Raw genomic sequence first — 19,423 nt, forward strand, 5'->3', positions numbered from 1 at the left:
GGACGCGCGCATCGGCAGGACGTGCTTCACCGCGTGCTGGCGCGAGTTGCGCATAATCCGACCCGCTGCCGGTGCGGAGGTCGGGTGTGATTCGTTTCGGTTCCTGGAGTACCACGCTGGGCCTCGCGGCCGGTTTCGGCGCGCTGATCGCCATGTTGCTGTTGCTGGCGCCCGCCAATCGCAGCGCCAATCGCCTGCTCGCGGCCTTGCTCGCTGTCGCCACGCTGCGCCTGATGCCTTACGTGATCGGTTTCGCCGGCTTCTACGACGCGTATCCCTGGTTGACCTTTGCGCCGTTCGACCACGGCCTGGCGATAGGGCCGCTGCTGTATCTGTATGTCTGCCGCCTGGCCACGCCGTCGCTGCCGCCACGCTGGGGCTGGCATCTGCTGCCGGCGGCGATCGACTTCGCCTACAACCTGTGGGCGTTCGCCCTGCCGCTGGCGCAGAAAGAAAACTGGGACGAGCGCGTGCATCGTCCCTGGATAGAGCCGCTCGAATCGGCCGCTGCCTTGGTTTCCCTGGCCATCTACCTGGTCGCGGCGATTCGCTTCTGCCGCCGCTACCGGCGCTGGCTGGCCGAGCATGTCAGCGACCAGGACATTCACCGCCAGCCCTGGATCGGCACCGTGCTGGCGGCACTGTCACTGTGGCTGGCGGTCGGCCTGGGCTTCGAGATCGTCGATCGCTTCCTGCGCGACTTGAGCTACTTCGATCGCTTTCCGCAGTACCTGGCGTTCGCCGCCATCGTGCTGTGGCTGGGGCTGGAGGGCTGGCGGCACGCAGCGCACTGCTTTCCGCCGTTGGTAGACCCGCTGCCTGCGCCACCACGGCAGACCGCTGCGATAGCGGCAGAGCCGATGCCGCCGGCCCTGCCGCAGCCCGAGCGCACGCGCGACTGGAGTGCGCTCGCCGCAGAATGGCTGGTGCGCATCGACCAGGCCGGCTGGTGGCGCGAACCTGGCCTTACCCTGGAACAGGTGGCGCGCCGGCTGGGCAGCAACGAAAGCTACGTCTCGCGCGCGTTCAACGCCGGTGCCGGGCGCAACTTCAACTTCGCCATCAATGCGCTGCGCGTGCGCGCCGTACAGCAGGCGCTGGCCGCCAACGACGTGCGCAGCGTGCTGGCCATCGCGCTGGAATCGGGCTTTTCTTCCAAGGCCAGCTTCAACCGGGTGTTCCTGGCGCATGCCGGTGTCAGCCCGACAGCCTGGAGAGCGGCTCATATCCCGGAAACCGCGGCCGGCAAGGAATCTGAGGCGACGTCGGCGTAGCACGGGCGGCACCGTGCAAGGCGGGGCTGGCCTGGCCGATCGCCTGGCCCGCCGTGTCTGTCGCCTTCGCCGTACCGCTGCTGCAGCGGCACGCGCTCTCTTGCGGGAAATACCATGTGCCATCGATTGCTTGCCGCTGTGCTGTTTGTGCTGTGCGCGTTCTGCGCTGGGGGGCGGGTGGCTGCCGCGGACGCCATGTCGTTCGATGCCGCCGCCATCCAGGCGGACATCGACGTGCTGCAACAGGCCTACGAGACCTTGCACCCCGGCCTGTATCGCTACAACACGGCCGAGTCCATGCGCGGCCATTTCGCCGTGCTGCGCGCAGCGCTGCACGGACGGCGCAGCCTGGCCGAGGTCTATCTGGCCTTGTCGGAATTCGCGGCCAAGGTGCGCTGCGGCCATACCTATGCCAATTTCTACAACCAGCCCAAGGCGATTCAGGCCGCGCTGTTCGAAGGGCGCAACCGCGTGCCATTCGAGTTCCGCTGGCTGGACGGACGCATGTGGGTCACGCGCGATCTGAGCGGCCGGCGCCTGCTGGCGCGCGGCAGCGAAATCCTTTCGATCAACGGTGTCGCAACGTCCGACATCCTCGCGCAGCTATTGCCCATCGCCCGTGCCGACGGCAGCAACGACGCCAAGCGCGTCGCTCAGCTGGAGGTGCAGGGCGTAGACCGCTACGAGGCCTTCGATATTTTCCTGCCGCTGTATTTCCCGCAGATCCAGGCCGAGCAGCAGCTGCGCCTGCGTACACCGGGCGGTGCCGTGAAACGCGTGACCGTACAGGCGCTCAGCGACGCGCAGCGCCAGGCGGCGCGGCGCCTCAAGGGTGACGACGAAACCGGCGGCTTTGCGCTGGAGATCGCGCGCGATACCGCTGTATTGCGTATGCCGAGCTGGGTGTTCTACGAAAGCAAATGGGACTGGAAGGGCTTCATCCAGCGCAGCTTCGATACCATCGCGCGTAAACGCATACAGGTTCTGGTGATCGACTTGCGCGGCAACGAAGGTGGCATCGACGCGGGCGATGCCCTGTTGCAGCATCTGATCGATTCGCCGGTGCAGCTGTTCGATCCGCCGCGCCTGGTGCGCTATCGCGCGGTACCGGATGCGCTGGCGCCGCTGCTGCATACCTGGGACAAATCCTTCAAGAACTGGGGCGACGATGCGCAACCTTATGACGCGCATTTCTTCCGCCTGCGCGACGAGCCGCAGGCATCCACGCCACGCCGCATAGAACCGGCGTTGCCACGCTTCCGCGGCAGAGTGTTCGTGCTGGTCGGCGCCACCAACAGTTCGGCCACGTTCCAGTTTGCCCAGCAGGTGCAGAAGGCCGGCCTTGCCACCCTGGTCGGCCAGACGACCGGCGGCAACCAGCGCGGCATCAACGGCGGCGCGTTCTTTTTCCTGCGCCTGCCGAATACCCAGGTCGAAATGGACTTGCCGCTGATCGCGCGCTTTCCCGTGGGCGATCCGCCGGATGCCGGTATCGAGCCGGATATCCGCGTTGTGCCGACGCCGCAGGATATTGCCGCGGGCACCGATACGGAGATGGCCGCGGTGCGTGAAGCGCTGCGCCGGCCGGCGCAATGAACCGTATGGCCTTGCGCGGCCGGTGCAGGGTTCGGCGCGATCAGGCCAGGCTGCGCACTCCCGCCTCGCGCTCGTAGTGCCGCGTGGCGGCCGCATCGAGGAACGCGTCGATGTCGTCCGCGGCAATCACACCCTCGTCTGCTTCGATGCGGGCGGCATCCAGCAATGCCTGGGCACCCGGAGTGAAGGCGATGGCCTTGAGGTGGCCGAAGGCATCGCGTACCCAATCCACCGCGGCCGCTTCGCGCGCGAGCTTTGTCCCGGCCTCGGCCGACAACGCCAGCGCGACCGCATCGAAAACGACGGACGGCGTGCCGGCCAGCTGGCCGTCGGCCGCCAGCGTGCTGCCTTTGCTGCCGGTGACGCCACCGATGCGTGGTGCAACAATCTTGACTTGTGCACCTTGCGCTTCGGCCGCCTTGCGCATTGCCGCGACGGCGCGCAGGTCGGAGCCGTCGGCGACGAGGATGCCGATGCAGCGTCCCTGCAGCGTGGCTTTCATCTTGCCGATGATCTGCAGCGCCGGGGAAGGCGGCAGGTCGTTCGGCTCCACAGCGGCGCGCGGTGCGGGTGGCAAGGCTGTCATGCCCAGTCCGTCGGCCACGCGTTGCGCAAGCTCTGCATCGATATGCCGCAGATGGCCGACCACCGCCTCGCGCACGTGCGCCGTGCCGACCTTGGACAGTTCGAACACCAGCGCCGACGCCATGTGCGACTGTTCCGGCGCGCTTTGGCTGCGGAAGAACTGGCGCGCCTGGCTGTAGTGATCGGCGAAGCTCTGCGGGCGCAGGCGGCCTTTCACTTCCGGGTCTACCGGCGCGGCGAACGAGCGGAATCCGGCGCGGGCCTCGCGTACAGCATCGGGTTCCAACGAGCTGGGCTCGTAGTTGACGCGTCCGCGCGGCACCTGCATCTGCATGTGGCCGTCGCGCTGCAGATTGGCGAATGGGCATTTCGGCGCATTGATCGGTATCTGGTGGAAGTTCGGGCCGCCCAGGCGGCTGAGCTGTGTGTCGAGATAGGAGAACAGGCGTCCCTGCAGCAGCGGGTCGTTGCTGAAGTCGATGCCGGGCACGATATTGGCCGGGCAGTAGGCGACCTGCTCGGTTTCGGCGAAGAAATTGTCTGGCCAGCGATCCAGCACCATCCTGCCAATGACTGTCAGCGGCACCAGTTCTTCCGGGATCAGCTTGGTCGGGTCGAGGTGGTCGAACGGGAAACGCGCCGCGTCATCCTCGGTGAACAGCTGCACGGCCAGATCCCACTGCGGGAAGTTGCCGGAGGTGATGGCCTCGAACAGATCGCGCCGGTGGAAATCGGGGTCGGCGCCGGCGGTCTTGACCGCCTCGTCCCAGACCATCGACTGCAGGCCCAGCTGCGGCCGCCAATGGAATTTGACGAAGGTCGACTGGCCCTGGGCATTGACCAGGCGGAACGAGTGCACGCCGAAACCTTCGATCATGCGCAGCGAACGCGGTATGGTGCGGTCCGACATCGCCCACATGATCATGTGCATCGATTCGGGGGTGAGCGAGATGAAATCCCAGAAGGTGTCGTGCGCGCTGCCGGCCTGGGGAAAGCCGCGGTCGGGTTCCATTTTTACAGAATGTACAAGATCGGGAAATTTCATCGCGTCCTGGATGAAGAACACGGGAATATTGTTGCCGACCAGATCCCAGTTGCCTTCGCTGGTATAGAACTTCACCGCGAAGCCGCGCACGTCGCGCGGCGTGTCGATGGAACCGGCGCCGCCGGCCACAGTGGAGAAGCGCACGAATACCGGCGTGCGTTCGCCGACCTGGTTCAGCACGGCGGCCGAGGTATAGCGCTTGAGCGACTTGGTCAGTTCGAAAAAGCCGTGCGCCGCCGATCCGCGCGCATGCACGATGCGTTCGGGAATGCGCTCGTGATCGAAGTGGGTGATCTTCTCGCGCAGGATGAAATCTTCCAGCGCCGTAGGGCCATTGCGGCCGATGCGCAGCGAGTTCTGGTTGTCGGGGACCGGGATGCCCTGGTTGGTGGTCAGGGGCGGATGGTTGCCGCCTGCGGCAAGATGCAGTTCTCCACCATTGCCCAACGTAGCGCCCGCTGGCGTCGTGCCACGGCGCGAAGCCGGCGTCGATTTTTTCTTGTTCATGAGCAACCCTCCGGGAGACGCGGGCATCCTCCAGGCAGCGGCGTGCAGGTGCCGTCAATCCCTGCGCTCGACCGCCCTGGCCGATGCCAGGACGCCGCACGCGCGGGCCCTGTCGCCGCAATCCCGCGCGTCATGACAGCGCGCCGGCGCCGCTGCCGCTCCGCCCGGCCGCTTGACTCTGGACCTGGGTCCATACTGCAGACTGGCCATACACAGGAGATCGCGCATGACCACACTAGGTATTGGCCAGCTGGCCAAACGCGCCGGAGTCGGCATCGACACGGTGCGCTACTACGAACGCGACGGCTTGCTGTCGCCGGCTACGCGGCTGGAGTCGGGCTATCGCCGTTACGGCGACGCGGAACTCAAGCGGCTGCATTTCATTCGCCGCGCCAAGGCGCTGGGCTTTTCGCTGGAAGATATCCGCGGCCTGCTCGCCTTGAGCGAAGAACGAGATGTGGCCACGGTGAAGCAGGTGGCCGAAAGCAAGCTCGTCGACATCGAGCAGCGCATTGCCGAGCTGGAACGCATCCGCTCGGGCCTGCACACGCTGATTGCAGCCTGTCCCGGCCATGGCCGCGCAGAGGACTGTCCCATCCTCAATGCATTGACCGGGCAGGAGCGCGTATGAACCCGTCCGACGCCAAGCCCCAACACGCCTGTTGTCATGCCCCGGCACAGGCAGAAGGCGATGTCGCGGCGGATACTGGCCTGCGCGATCCGGTCTGCGGCATGCGCGTGGCGCCCGATTCGCCGCACCAGGCGATGCATGCAGGCCAGGACTATCGCTTCTGCTCGGCCGGCTGCCGCACGAAATTCGTGGCTGACCCGGCGCGCTATCTCGCGCCCAAGGCCGACGGGCCGGAGCCCGCTGCACCGCCGGGGACGCAATACACCTGTCCCATGCATCCGGAAATCGTCAATGCGGGTCCGGGTACATGCCCGCTCTGCGGCATGGCGCTGGAACCCATGATGCCGAGCCTGGACGACGGCGAGAATCCCGAGCTGACCGATTTCCGGCGCCGGTTCTACTGGACCTTGCCGCTGTCGCTGGCCGTGCTGGTGCTGGCGATGTTCGGGCATCGGTTCGGCGCGCTGCCGGCCGCGGCGCGTACCTGGCTGGAACTGGTTCTTTCCGCGCCCGTCGTGCTGTGGGCCGGCTGGCCGTTCTTCGAGCGCTGGGCGCAGTCGATCGCCAATCGCAATGGCAACATGTGGACGCTGATCGGCAGCGGCGTCGGCGCGGCCTTCGGCTACAGCGTCGTCGCCACGCTCGCACCGGATCTGTTCCCGGATTCGTTTCGCGAGCACGGCCGTGTCGGCGTCTATTTCGAGGCGGCAGCGATCATCGTCTCGCTCACCTTGCTCGGCCAGCTGCTGGAACTGAAGGCGCGTGCCAGCACGTCGGCCGCCATCAAGGCTTTGCTCGGGCTTGCACCCAAGACCGCGCGCCGCCTGCGCGAGGACGGCAGCGAGGAAGACATTCCGCTGGCCCACGTACATGTCGGCGACCGCCTGCGCGTGCGCCCCGGCGAGAAAGTGCCGGTCGACGGTGAAGTTCTCGACGGCCGCTCGCGCGTCGACGAATCCATGCTGACCGGCGAAGCCATGCCGGTGGAGAAAATGCCCGGCGAGAAAATCGTCGGCGCCACGATCAACGGCAATGGCAGCCTGGTCATGCGGGCTGACAAGGTGGGCTCCGATACGGTGCTTGCGCAGATCGTGCAGCTGGTGGCACAGGCGCAGCGCTCGCGGGCGCCCCTGCAGCGCCTCGCCGACAAGGCCAGTTTCTGGTTTGTCCTCGTGGTGCTCGCCATCGCGCTGGCCACGTTCGTGGTCTGGGGTGTGTTCGGTCCCGATCCTTCGTGGACTTATGCCGTGGTCAATGCCGTCGCGGTGCTGATCATCGCCTGTCCCTGCGCGCTGGGCCTGGCGACGCCGATGTCGATCATGGTGGCGACCGGGCGCGCCGCACAGGCCGGTGTGTTGTTCCGCGATGCGGAAGCGATCGAGCGGCTGCGCAGCATCGACACGCTGATCGTCGACAAGACCGGCACCCTGACCCAGGGCAAGCCCGCTTTTCGCGAGGTGGTTGCCACTGCTGGCGCGACTGCCGACGAGGTTCTGCGCCTGGCGGCGAGCCTCGACCAGGGCAGCGAACATCCGCTGGCAGAGGCCCTCGTGGCGGAAGCGCGGCGGCGTGGCCTGGCGCTGGAAGCGGCCATCGACTTCGAGTCGTCGACAGGCATCGGTGTGCGAGGCCGCGTCGGTACGCAGCAGCTGGCACTGGGTAATACCGCGCTGATGCAGGAGATCGGTGTCGATGTCGCTGCGCTGAGCGAGCCGGCCGAGCGACTGCGCCGTGACGGCGCGAGCGCGATGTTTCTGGCAGCGGATGGCCGGGCGCTGGGCCTGATTGCAGTGGCCGATCCGATCAAGGAGAGCGCACCTGACGCCATTGCCGCACTGAAAGCCGCCGGCTTGCGCATCGTGATGGCCACCGGCGACGGCAAGACCACGGCAGCAGCGGTAGCAAAGCAACTCCGCATCGACGAGGTGTATGGCGAAGTGCGGCCACAGGACAAGCTGGATCTGGTGGCGCGATTGAAGGCCGCGGGCTGCCGGGTGGCAATGGCCGGAGACGGTATCAACGATGCGCCGGCGCTGGCGGCCGCTGACGTGGGTATCGCCATGGGTACCGGCACCGATGTCGCCATGTCGAGTGCCCAGGTCACCCTGGTGAAAGGCGATCTGCGCGGCATCTTGCGCGCGCGACAGATTTCCCAGGCCACGGTCGCGAACATGCGGCAGAACCTCGGCTTCGCGTTTGCGTACAACGCGCTGGGCGTGCCGGTTGCGGCGGGTCTGCTGTATCCGCTCTTCGGACTGTTGCTGAGCCCGATGATCGCCGCGCTGGCGATGAGCCTGTCGTCGGTCTCGGTCGTGGCCAACGCGCTGCGGCTGCGCAGCACGCAGGCCGGGCAGTGACGCACGGTGTCGATCGCACGGCATGCGATCGGTGCGGCAGTCTGCCCGGGTGGCGAACTACCGCCAGTTATTGCGCGATCGCATTGCGCCTTCCGCCAATGCAAACAGATTCACTGTTGTCTTAGTTAACTCATGTAGAAAGCGCATTTGCCGCGGCGGGCACGGCTCGCCGCGGCATGTCCGCCATGTAAGGCAGAGTCCGCTGTGTGCGCTCGCGCTGGTTGCAGACCCGGCCACGAAAAGCGCGCAATCTGAACGAGTTACCATCCGTATGGATGGTAGGCTCCATCCAGACAGCTGCATGGACCTGCCGTGGACACCAAGAGTCGCCTCGCCGAAACGGAAAAAATCACCATCAATCTTGGCCTGGTCGATCTGGGGCAGATCGATCTGCTGGTGATGGAAGGCTTCTTCAACAATCGCACCGATTTCATCCGCACGGCCATCCGCACGCAGTTGTCGGCACATGCCGACACGGTGCGCCAGACCGCCATCCGCAAGACGTTCGTGATGGGCGTGCAGAACATCAGCGCGGCCGATCTGATCGCGGCACAGGCAGCGGGTACGCGCCTGCATATTCGCGGGCTTGGTCTGGTACGCATTGCCGACGACGTCACGCCGGCGCTTGCCATGGAAACCATAGCGTCGCTCGAGGTTCTCGGCGCACTGCACGCCAGCAGTGCGGTGAAGAAGGCCCTGGCGTCGCGTACCAACTAATCTAAAGGACAAACCAAATGTCAGTATTTTCCAACGCGATGCGCGAGGCATTGCGCCTCACGCGCGCGGGCGATCTGCGCGATGCCACGCGCGTCATCCGCCACGCCTTGCAGCGTCGCCCGGCCGACACTGCGGCGCGCGATGCCGCATTCGATACTGTTGCAGAAGGGCGCTGGATCGACAGCGAGCCTGCGAGTGCATTACCGCCGACAACCCCGCAGCCGCCGTACCGGCCCGACACCGCGCAGGCCCGCGCCACCGCCGCGACATCGCCGCGGCCCGAGCTGCGAGGGCACTTCACGGCCGGCGTCTTTTCCAATGCCGCCGGCACGCGCGCCTACAAGCTGTGGGTGCCCTCCGCGGCCGCGCAGGCAGAGCGCCTGCCGCTGGTCGTCATGCTGCACGGCTGCACCCAGGATGCCGACGACTTCGCCCGCGGCACGCGCATGAACGAGTACGGCGAGCGGCACGCTTGCTTCGTGCTGTATCCCATCCAGGACGGTGCGGCGAACGCGCAACGCTGCTGGCGCTGGTTCGACACGGCCCATCAGGGACGCGACAGCGGCGAGCCGTCCATTCTTGCCGGCATGGCCCGGCACCTGGTCAGTGAGCAGCGCATCGATCCCGATCGCATCTACGTGGGCGGGCTTTCGGCCGGGGCGGCCATGGCGTTGGTGCTGGGCGACAGTTATCCGGATGTGTTCGCAGCCGTCGCCGTGCACTCGGGTTTGCCGCTCGGTGCCGCACGCGACGTACCCAGCGCCTTCGCTGCCATGGCCGGGCGCGCCAGCGCGCATTCCGCGAGCGCAGGCATTCGCCCGATCAGCCATCCCATGCCCGCGCTGGTGATCCACGGCAGCGCCGACCAGACCGTGCGGTCGAGCAACGGCGATGCGGTAGTGCAGCAACTGATGCAAGGCTACGAGAACGCCGGCCATGCCTTGCAGCGGCAGGTCGTGGCCGAGCCGGCGCATACGCGGTCCTGCTTCTACTCGGGCGATGGCCGGCTGGTGATCGAACAGTGGACGGTGAAGAACGCGGGCCATGCCTGGTCTGGCGGTGCAGCCGGCGGTTCCTATACCGCTCCGGCCGGTCCCGATGCGTCGGCCCGCATGCTGGCGTTTTTCCTCGGGCATTCGCTGAGCGATCGCCGCGCCGGATGAACCCGGCATGGGCCTGCCGGCGGCCGGGGAGGCAGGCAGCCGGGCTGCGACAGGGCCCGGCGCGGGTCCCCGCAGGTGTCGTGCCGATGACTGTGCGTATACCTTGTCGTCCGATTTAATTCTAACGAAATCAAAAAATTGCATGATGGTTTCGCAGCCGTATGGCGGCATTCTGGCGGTCCGTTGCCTGGCCAGCGCGTCCACCAGCGTGTCGGATTCCGAGTAGTAGTCAGAGCAGGGGGCGGCCCGCAGCGGGCCGTGCAGCATCGCCACACCCATAAAACCAATCGCTCGCCCACTTACTGCTCGGGGGTTTCCATGTTTTTCTGCAAACGCAGCCTGACCATCGCTGTCGCCGCCGCCCTGACCGCATTGCCTGCGGCCGCCCAAACGTCCGGCGAAAAAGCCGATTCGCTGGAAACCGTCATCGTCACCGGCACGCGCGTCACCGACCGCACGGTGGCCGAATCGGCCTCGCCGATCGACATCATCACGCCCGCGGCACTGGAGGCGACCGGCACCATCGAACTGGCCACCGCCCTGTCGCGCGTACTGCCCTCGCTGAATTTCCCGCGACCGGCCATCTCCGACGGTACCGACGCGGTAAAGCCGGCGCAGTTGCGCGGTCTCGCACCCGACCAGGTACTGGTGCTGGTCAACGGCAAGCGCCGCCATACCACGGCGCTGATCAACCTCAACGATAGCCAGGGCCGTGGCTCTTCGCCGGTCGATCTGAATGCGATCCCGATTGCATCGATTGCCCGCGTCGAGGTGCTGCGCGACGGTGCCTCGGCGCAGTACGGCTCGGACGCCATCGCCGGTGTGGTGAACATCGTGCTCAAGGGCAGTGGCAGCGGCGGCGGCATTGCCGCGCGCTACGGCCAGTACACGGCCGGCGACGGCGACCAGTACCAGCTGTCCGGCGATACGGGTTTCGTGCTCGGCGAGCGCGGCTTCCTGCACCTGGCCGGGCAGGCCGGGCACAACGACCAGACCGACCGCGCGCGCCCGTACACCGGCGCGCCGGGACCGGCCGCGCCGCCGTACGACAAGGTCGTGCAGCGCTACGGCGATCCGGAGATCGACCAGGGCGCCGTGTCGTACAACGGCGAGTTCGGCCTGGGCGAACGCGCTGCGCTGTATTCGTTCGGCGCGGCGAGCAACCGCGACGTGCTGTCGAACGGCTTCTTCCGGCCTGCTGGCGATCCGCGCAATATTCCGCAGATCTATCCGAATGGTTTTTTGCCGAATATCCATAACGTGGCCAAGGACCGCTCCCTGGTCGCCGGTGTGCGCGGCACGGCCGGCAGCGACTGGAGCTACGACCTCAGCTACAACTACGGCTACAACAAGCTGAGCTTCGACATCGAGAACACCCTCAACCGCAGCCTGGGCCCGACCTCGCCGCAGGCGTTCTACGCCGGCAGCCTGGAAGTCACGCAGAACGTGGCCAATCTCGACGTGACCAAGCCGCTGGACATCGGCCTGGCCTATCCGGTCACGTTTGCCTTCGGCGCGGAACGGCGCGAAGAGAAATTCAACCAGGGCCCGGGCGAACTCGGTTCCTATGTCGATGGCGACGGCCCGGTCAACACGCCACCCGGCGCCCAGGTGTTTCCGGGCTTCAAGCCGGAAGATGCCGGCCATCGCGAGCGCAACAGCAATTCGCTGTATGCCGATTTCGAGGCCGACCTGACCGACCGGTTTTCCGCCGGTATCGCCGGGCGCTACGAGGACTACAGCGACTTCGGCACGACCACTTCGGGCAAGCTGTCGGCACGCTACGCGTTCACCGACGCGGTCGCGCTGCGCGGCACCGTGTCGACCGGCTTTCGTGCGCCGTCGCTGCAGCAGCAGTACTTCCAGTCGACCGCGACGAATTTCATCGGCGGGGTGCCGTTCGACGTACGTACCTTCGCCGTCGACAACCCGACCGCGATCGCGCTCGGCGCCGAGCCGCTGCAGGCCGAGGAATCGACCAACTACGGCCTGGGCCTGGTGCTGTCGCCGGCCGAAGGGCTGTACGTAACCATCGACGCCTACCGCATCGACATCGACGACCGCATCATCCTGTCGGAAAACCTGATCGGTCCGGCGGTCACTACCTTCCTCGAGACGCGCGGGATTTTCGGCGTGACCGGCGGGCGCTATTTCACCAACGCTGTCGATACCAAGACCACAGGCATCGACATCATCGGTACCTACAAGTGGACCTTCGCCGCGGGCGAGATCGACTGGACTGCCGGGTATAACTATTCCAAAACAAAAATCGAGAAAATTGCTGCGAATCCGCCGGAACTGACCGCGGGCGGGCTGAATCTGCAGCGCATCGGCCGCGTGGAGCAGGGCCGTATCACGGTCGGCGCGCCGCGCGACAAGGTCCTGCTGGGCGGCGTGTGGAAGAGCGGCGACTGGAGTTTCTCCGCCATGGCGACGCGCTACGGCGAATTCAGCGCACTGAATGCGAGCCCTGCGCTGGACCAGACCTTCGGCGCGAAATGGACCATCGACGTGTCGGCCTCGTACCAGCTCGGCCAGTGGAACTTCGCCCTGGGCGGCGACAATATCTTCGATGCGTATCCGGACGAATACCTGTTCGCCACCTCGAATGGCGGACAGCTGCCGTATCCGCGCAACGCGCCGTTCGGCTTCAATGGTGCGTTCGTCTACGGCAAGGTCGGCTATACCTGGGAATAGCAGGAAAAATCGCGCGGGCCTTCCCTCCCGCGCGGGGCGAAGCGAGCATTGATTCGTCGTGCCGGAAAGACGATCGATGCGCTTCGCAACGGTTGCCGCGACACCGGGCCAGGCCGGTGTCGGGCTTGGTGCAGCACTGGCGAGTTTTCGCCCGGCCAGTCTGGCCGGGCGAGAGTCCTAGGCGTTCATGAAGCCGAGGTTGGCAGTGGGGAAATTCGCCAGGTTGGGAAAGATCGTGTTGAGTTCCGCGGCGCTGGTGACGCCCATCCAGCGCGCCAGTGTCGCGGCCATCTGGTCGACGCTGACGGAGGGAATGAACTGGCCGCGCGAAAGGCTGACCGGACCGTTCAGCTGCTGCGCGGGGAAGCTGCCGTAGAGCCGGCCGCCGTTGACGGCGCCGCCCATGACCAGCTGCACGCCGCCCCAGGCATGGTCCGAGCCGTCGCCATTGGAGTTCATGGTCCGCGCAAATTCGCTCATTGTGAATAAAGTAACTTCGTTCTGGGCGCCGAACTCGCCCAGCGAGCGCCAGAACGCATCGAGCGCGACGCTGAGCTGGTGCATATGAGCCGCATGTCCGTCCGGCCCTGGCAGCATGAGGCCGTCGTGCATGTCGAAGCTGCCGAAGCGCAGGAAGTAGACCTGTCGCTTGTGGCGCAGGGTGCCGGACGGATTGCGGCTCGCCCTGATCGTGCGCGCGATCATTTTCAGCTTGCTGCCCAGGCGGTCGTCCGGAAATTCCGTCGCGACCGTGCTCGACGCGAGCGCTGCGTCGAGCACGGTATAGAGCTGCCGCGCGCGCTGGAAGGTGTGCGCGAACTGCTGTCCCAGCGGCGAGGTCGTCTGCTGTTCGGCCAGCAGGCGGTCGAGCGCGCGGGCGCGCGCGCCGTCGGAACTGGTCGAGGCGACCGGACTGACGCCCGAAAGCGCGCCCAGTCCTCTGGCATTCAGGCCGTAGGGACGCGTGTCGTTGCCGGTGCCGAACAGGTTGCGGTCGAGGGCGATGCTCGGCGACAGCGCGGCGTAACCGTTCTCGATGCCGACGCGGTCTGCCACCAGGCCGCCCCAGCCGTAGCTGGCGTCATTCGCCGTCGCCAGGTGCCAGAGGCGTTCCTGCGAATCGTGTGCGTACAGATTCGGCGGCTTCGGCACGTCGCCGTTGACGAACTGGGCCTTGCTCATGGGGCGGACGAGCGGGCCGACGTTGGCGACGAAGGCCAGCTTGTTGGCGCGGTACAGCGCCGCGAGCCGGCCCATGCCTTCCGGATACTCCTCGCTGCCCGGATTGAGCGCGTACTCTGCGCCGGTCGCCGCGTCGCCGATGCGTACCGGCGCGCCCATGCGACCACGGTCGATGGCAAGGCCGGCGCTGTTGGACGGCGAATGGACGCCGCCCCGCGCCGCGGCATAGGTCGCATGTCGCGCCGCATCGTAGGGCATCAGCATGTTCCAGCTGTCATTGCCCCCGCTCAGGTAGACGCAGACCAGCGCCCGGTAGCCCTCGACGGCGTAGTCCTCGGCCGCTGCGGCGCGGATCAGCTGCAGCTGTGGCAGCAGCGCGCTGGCGCCGCCGGCGCCGAGGGTGATGCCGAGATTGCGCAGGAATCGGCGGCGCGCATGATCGTTCTGGTTCATCGGAGGCTCCTCAGCGTTGCACGGCGAATTCGGGCGAAAGCGCGGTGAGCAGGATGGCCGAGCGCGCGCGTTCGCGTCCGCTGGCCAGGCGCGGCAGCATTTCCGCCAGGATGGCGCGCATGCCGGGCGACATGGTTCCGTAGAGCATGCGGCGGTTGACGTCCTCGATCAGCTGGGCGTCGGGCAGTGCGCCGAGGGTGTCGAGACGGATGTAGGGCCGTACCGCGCCCGTGTCTCCACTGCCGAAGTAGTTCGAGAAGCCGTAGTGCGCCATGCCGTTGGCGATGTCGTAGATGGTCGCCTCGTCGATCGGCTGCAGCTCCGGCGCATACAGTCCTGCTGCCTGCAGCGTGCCGGGCGGCTGGTGATCCGGCTCGTAGAAATTGAACACGGACGGTGCGCTGAGCGGCACCTGGGTGACCGGAACCGAGTTGTGAGCCATCGGCAGGCTGCCATTGGCGTCGACGCCGGGCACCTGGAACGGCCAGGCGCGCAGGATCGCCGTGACCTGCAGCAGCGGCTCGCGCACCTTGCCGAACGTGGCCGGCGGCGGAAACTGGCGCGCTTCCGGATCGATCAGGATCTGCCGCACGACCGCACCGAGGTCGCCGTATTCGCCGTCGCCGTTGTCGCGGAATTTCTCGGCGACACGGCGCACGTAGGCGCGCGAGGGATTGCTGGTGGTGAAGCGCTGGATCAGCCGCCGGGCGATGAAGGGCGCCGTATTCGCATGCGCGGAAAGCAGGTTGACCACGCGGCGCACTTCCTCGGGGCAGGTGCGGCCTGCGGGCAGTACGCTATTGCCGATCACCGTCTTTGCGGTTTTGTCATGCTCGGCTTCCAGGCATTTCATCGGGCCGAAGTAGGTGAAGCTGCCCGAATTGATGTCCGCTCCCGCGTTGCCGAAGGTAAAGCCCGTGAATACCTTGGCAAGGTCGGTGATTGCGTCCTGGCTGTAGGTCGGAATCGGCCGTCCCGCGGTGTCGAGCACGGGCGAGCCGTCGATGTTCAGTTCCTTCAGCCCGACCGAGAACAGCTGCATGATCTCGCGCGCGTAGTTTTCGTCGGGCTCGTGCCCCGGGCCTGCCTTGCGGTTGCGGAAGTGGCTGAGGTACTTGCCCATCGTGACGTGGTAGGTCACGTTCTGCAGCAGCGGTGCGTAGCTGTCGAAGGCGGCGTCGGCCAGCATGTCCCAGTAGGCGCCGGACTGCTGCGCACCGTTGTCGTTGATCAGTCCGGGATGCTGCGACGAGATGACGAAGATCTGCGACAGCGCGAAGGCCATGCGCTGGCGCAGCTGGTCCGGCGCGACCATGAAGCTGTGCAGGTGGCGGTCCATGCGCCGGTTGTGGTTCCTGCGCACGTTCTCCAGTCCCAGCATGTAGGGCAGTACCCGCGTCGCCGGCAGTAGCATCTGCTGGTCGATCCAGGCGGACACGCCGATCGTGCGCACTTTGTCGATGTCGGCCTGGGTGGGCCCGAAGGTAGCCTGGGTGAGGAAGCGCGCGGCCTCGCCGTCGCTGGCGGGAATATCGGCCGGGCGCTCGAAATTGCCTTTGAAGAAGCTGCGCGCATGCAGCGGCGGGGCGAGGCAGGCGCACAGCACGAGCAGTACCGCTTTGGTCGCAAATTGCCGCATACGATCATTCTCCATAAAGAAAATACCGTTCGTGGCCGGCCGGTCGCCGGAGCGATCCGGTCGAGCGCCGTGCTGCCGTATCCGGCCGGCTGGTGCCGGCCGGCCAGGTTTCCGGAGCGTTGCTAGGCCGCCATGAAGCCGAGGTTGGCCGTCGGGAAATTCGCCAGGTTCGGAAAGATCGTGCCGAGTTCCGCGGCGCCGGTGACGCCCATCCAGCGCGCCAGGGTCGCGGCCATCTGGTCGACGCTGACTGCGGGAATGAACTGCCCGCGCGCCAGGCTGACCGGGCCGTCCAGCTGCTGCGCGGGGAAGCTGCCGTAGAGCCGGCCGCCGTTGACGGCGCCGCCCATGACCATCTGCACGCCGCCCCAGGCATGGTCCGAGCCGTCGCCGTTGGAACTCAGCGTGCGGCCGAATTCGCTCATGGTGAAGGTCGTCACCTCGTTGTGTGCGCCGATCTCGTTCAGTGCGCGCCAGAACGCGTCGAGCGCGGTACTGAGGTCGGCCAGGTGGCCGGCATGGCCGTTGGCATCGTCGGCCATCAGGCCGTCGTGCATGTCGAAATGGCCGACGCGCACGAAATAGATCTGGCGCTTGTGGCGCAGCGTGCCGGCCGGGTCGCGGCTGGCCTTGATCATGCGCGCGATCGTCCTCAGCCGGTCGCCGAAGCCGGTATCCGGAAAGGCGGTAGTGACGGTATTGCTGCGCAGGGCGGCATCGAGCACGGTATAGAGCTGGCGCCCGCGCTGGAACGTACGTGCATATTCCTGGCCCAGTGGCGAAGCGGTCTGCTGTTCCGCCAGCAGCCGATCGACGGCGCGGGCACGCACGCCGCCGCCGCTGGCCGATGCGACCGGGTCGACACCGGTAAGCGACAGCAGCCCATCCTTGCCGAGCGCGTAGTTGCGCGTATCGATGCCGGAGCCGAACAGATTGCCGTCGAGGGCGATGCTCGGCGACAGCGTCTGATAGCCGTTCTCGATGCCGACCTTGTCGGCGACCAGGCCGCCCCAGCCGTACGCGCCGCCGCTTGCGGTGGCGAGGTGCCAGAGCCGTTCCTGCGCGTCGTGCGCGTAGAGGTTGGGCGGCAGCGGCACGCTGCCGTTCTGGTATTGCGCCTTGGTCAGCGGTTTGACGAGCGTGCCGACATTCGCCACGAACGCGAGCTTGTTGGCGCGGTACAGCGTGGCGAGCTTGCTCATGCCTTCCGGATACAGATCGTTGCCGGGATTCAGGGCGTACTGAGCGCCCGTTGCCGCGTCGCTGATCTGCACCGGCGTGCCGAGGCGGCCGCGGTCGATCGCGAGCCCGGCGCCATTGGCCGCTGAGTGGACGCCGCCACGGGCGGTCGTGTAGACCGCATGGCGCGCGGCGTCGTAGGGCATCAGCATGTTCCAGCTGTCGTTGCCGCCGGTCAGGTAGATGCAGACCAGCGCGCGGTAGCCGTTCAGCGCGCGATCGTCCGCGGCCGCGGCGCGGATCAGCTGCAGTTGCGGCAGGAATGCGCCGACACCGCTGGCGCCGAGGGTCATGCCCAGCGTGCGCAGGAATCGCCGGCGAGAATGGTCGTTCTGTTTCATGGAGATGCCTCAGCGCTGGGTGACGAATTCGGGCGAAAGAGCGGCGACCAGGATCGCCGAGCGGGCGCGTTCGCGGCCGTTGGCGGAGGCCAGCGGCGGCAGCATTTCCGCCAGGATGGCGCGCATGCCGGGCGACATCGTGCCGTAGAGCATGCGGCGATCGATTTCCCCGATCAGCTCCGCGTCGGACAGCGCGCCCAGCGCATCGAGGTCGATATACGGCCGCACGTCGGTCGTGTTGCCGCCGACATAGGCGGAGAAGGTGTAATACGCCTTGCTGTTGGACAGGCTGTAGACCGAGGCTTCCTCGACCGACTCCAGCTCTGGCGCATAGATTCCTGCCGCCTGCAGCGCGCCGGGAGGCTGGTAGTCGGGCGAATAGAAATTGAAGACCGATGGTGCGTTGAGCGGCACCTGGGTGACGGGGATCGAATTGCGCGCCATCGGCAGGTTGCCGTCGGCACCGGGCACCGGCAGCTGGAACGGCCAGGCACGCAGGATGGCCGTCACCTGCAGCAGCGGTTCGCGGATCTTGCCGAAGCCGGCGGGCGGCGGGTATTGGCGCGCCTCTGGATCCAGCAGGATCTGCCGCACGACGGCACCGAGGTCGCCCGCTTCGCGATCGCCGTTGTCGCGGAATTTCTCGGCGACCCGGCGCACGTAGGCGCGCGAGGGATTGCTGGTGGTGAAGCGCTGGATCAGCAGACGCGCGATGAACGGCGCGGCATTCCGGTGCGAGGCCAGCAGGTTGATCACGCGGTCGACTTCGTCGTTGCAGCCGACTGCCGCCGGCAGGACGGTATTGCCGATCACCGTCTTCGCGGTCATGTCGTGTTCGGAATCAAAACATTTCATCGGGCCGAAGGCGCCGTAGCTGCCGGTGAAAATGTTGTTGTTGCCGGCGTTGGTATAGGTAAAGCCGGTGAAAACCTTGGCCAGATCGGTGATCGCGCCCTGGGCGTAGGTGGGAATCGGGTTGCCGCCGGCGTCGAGCATGGGCGTGCCGTCGATGTTCAGCTCTTTCAGCCCGACCGAGAACAGCTGCATGATTTCGCGCGCGTAATTCTCGTCGGGTTCGTGGCCGGGCCCGGCCTTGCGATTGCGGAAATGGCTGAGGTATTTGCCCATCGTGATGTGATGGGTCACGTTCTTCAGCGCGACGGCGTAGCTGCCGAACGCGCCGTCGGCCAGCATGTCCCAGTAGCCGGCGAAATGCTGCGGGCTGGGATCGGTGATCAGGGCCGGATGCTGCGAGGAAATGACGAAGATCTCCGACAGCGCGAAGGCCATGCGCTGGCGCAACTGGTCCGGCGCGACCACGAACGTATGCAGATGGCGGTCCATGCGGCGGCCATGGATTTTCGGCACGTCGCGCAGGCCCATCATGTAGGGGAAGGCCGGTGTCGTCGGCTGCAGCATCTGCTGGTCGATCCAGCGCGACCGGCCGATCGTGCGCACTTTGTCGATGTCGGCCTGCACAGGCCCGAATGTGGCCTGGGTCAGGAATCGCGCGGCTTCGCTGTCGCTGGCGGGAATGTCGGCGGGACGCTCGAAATCGCCTTTGAAGAAAGTGCGCGCCTGCAGCGGCGGGGCCAGACAGGAGCAGGAAACCAGCAGGGCCGATATCGCTATAAATTGCCGCATATGAAGAATTCTCCAGAAATTGGGAGCGGACAGCGGGCCGGCCGATCTGCCCGCTGCGTCTTTCGCTATTGCCTCAGCCGTTCGCGCTGCGCGGACTGGCGCAGGCAGCAGGCCGCGGGCCGGGCTGCGCGGCACTGCCGGCGGCTCCGGACAGGTGCCGGCACAGGACAAGCCGATCCGCGGGGGCAATGTATGCGCCGCTGCGTACTGTCGGGTCTGGCCGAGTGGCCAGTGCCGCAGTGCCGGTGCAGACCTGGCCAGTTGTCCAGTACTGCCGTGTTTGCGTTTGGCTAGACTGGCCGCGCCGGGCGCAGCCGCGGCGGGCTGGACGCGATTTCCGGTCCGGTACAGCA

General features: G+C 66.5%; 12 protein-coding genes. 7 read left to right on the top strand and 5 right to left on the bottom strand.

What is annotated here, in order from left to right:
• The first annotated feature begins 86 nt into the window (after positions 1–86).
• Complete coding sequence (locus DFR29_RS15280) at positions 87–1,274, top strand: helix-turn-helix domain-containing protein (RefSeq protein ID WP_243746067.1); 1,188 nt, start codon at positions 87–89, stop codon at positions 1,272–1,274.
• 114 nt (positions 1,275–1,388) lie between these two features.
• Positions 1,389–2,870 carry a S41 family peptidase gene (locus DFR29_RS15285; protein ID WP_243746068.1) on the top strand — a complete coding sequence of 494 codons (1,482 nt, stop codon included), beginning with the start codon at positions 1,389–1,391 and terminating at the stop codon, positions 2,868–2,870.
• A 40-nt stretch (positions 2,871–2,910) separates the two neighbouring features.
• Here DFR29_RS15285 and DFR29_RS15290 read toward each other — a convergent pair whose 3' ends face one another.
• On the bottom strand, positions 2,911–5,007 hold the full coding sequence (locus DFR29_RS15290) for a catalase (RefSeq protein ID WP_133819482.1): 2,097 nt from the start codon (positions 5,005–5,007) through the stop codon (positions 2,911–2,913).
• Between the two features lie 226 nt (positions 5,008–5,233).
• Between DFR29_RS15290 and DFR29_RS15295 the strand changes: the two genes are divergently transcribed.
• From DFR29_RS15295 to DFR29_RS15315, 5 genes are all read left to right on the top strand, one after another.
• Positions 5,234–5,638 carry a heavy metal-responsive transcriptional regulator gene (locus tag DFR29_RS15295; protein WP_133819483.1) on the top strand — a complete coding sequence of 135 codons (405 nt, stop codon included), beginning with the start codon at positions 5,234–5,236 and terminating at the stop codon, positions 5,636–5,638.
• Complete coding sequence (locus DFR29_RS15300) at positions 5,635–7,995, top strand: heavy metal translocating P-type ATPase (RefSeq protein WP_133819484.1); 2,361 nt, start codon at positions 5,635–5,637, stop codon at positions 7,993–7,995. The genes DFR29_RS15295 and DFR29_RS15300 overlap by 4 nt, the downstream gene beginning before the upstream one ends.
• A gap of 312 nt (positions 7,996–8,307) precedes the next feature.
• Positions 8,308–8,712: a hypothetical protein gene (locus tag DFR29_RS15305; RefSeq protein ID WP_208113609.1), complete on the top strand. Its 405-nt coding sequence runs from the start codon at positions 8,308–8,310 to the stop codon at positions 8,710–8,712.
• Positions 8,713–8,729: 17 nt separating this feature from the next.
• Positions 8,730–9,875, top strand: a complete 1,146-nt coding sequence (locus DFR29_RS15310) for an extracellular catalytic domain type 1 short-chain-length polyhydroxyalkanoate depolymerase (RefSeq protein WP_133819486.1) — start codon at positions 8,730–8,732, stop codon at positions 9,873–9,875.
• A 318-nt stretch (positions 9,876–10,193) separates the two neighbouring features.
• Positions 10,194–12,572, top strand: a complete 2,379-nt coding sequence (locus DFR29_RS15315) for a TonB-dependent receptor plug domain-containing protein (RefSeq protein ID WP_133819487.1) — start codon at positions 10,194–10,196, stop codon at positions 12,570–12,572.
• Positions 12,573–12,749: 177 nt separating this feature from the next.
• Here the strand turns inward: DFR29_RS15315 and DFR29_RS15320 are convergent, their stop codons facing one another.
• The 4 genes from DFR29_RS15320 to DFR29_RS15335 form a co-directional block, all read right to left on the bottom strand.
• The gene (locus tag DFR29_RS15320; RefSeq protein ID WP_133819488.1) at positions 12,750–14,207 is read right to left on the bottom strand and encodes a DUF1501 domain-containing protein; all 1,458 of its coding nucleotides are present in this window, start codon (positions 14,205–14,207) and stop codon (positions 12,750–12,752) included.
• 10 nt (positions 14,208–14,217) lie between these two features.
• Positions 14,218–15,846: a DUF1800 domain-containing protein gene (locus tag DFR29_RS15325; RefSeq protein ID WP_166654112.1), complete on the bottom strand. Its 1,629-nt coding sequence runs from the start codon at positions 15,844–15,846 to the stop codon at positions 14,218–14,220.
• Between the two features lie 122 nt (positions 15,847–15,968).
• The gene (locus DFR29_RS15330; protein WP_133819490.1) at positions 15,969–17,426 is read right to left on the bottom strand and encodes a DUF1501 domain-containing protein; all 1,458 of its coding nucleotides are present in this window, start codon (positions 17,424–17,426) and stop codon (positions 15,969–15,971) included.
• A gap of 9 nt (positions 17,427–17,435) precedes the next feature.
• Positions 17,436–19,070 (bottom strand): DUF1800 domain-containing protein, encoded by a 1,635-nt coding sequence (locus DFR29_RS15335; RefSeq protein ID WP_166654113.1) that lies wholly within the window; start codon positions 19,068–19,070, stop codon positions 17,436–17,438.
• Positions 19,071–19,423 lie beyond the last annotated feature (353 nt).

The sequence above is a fragment of the Tahibacter aquaticus genome (assembly GCF_004363655.1).
Lineage (GTDB): Bacteria > Pseudomonadota > Gammaproteobacteria > Xanthomonadales > Rhodanobacteraceae > Tahibacter > Tahibacter aquaticus.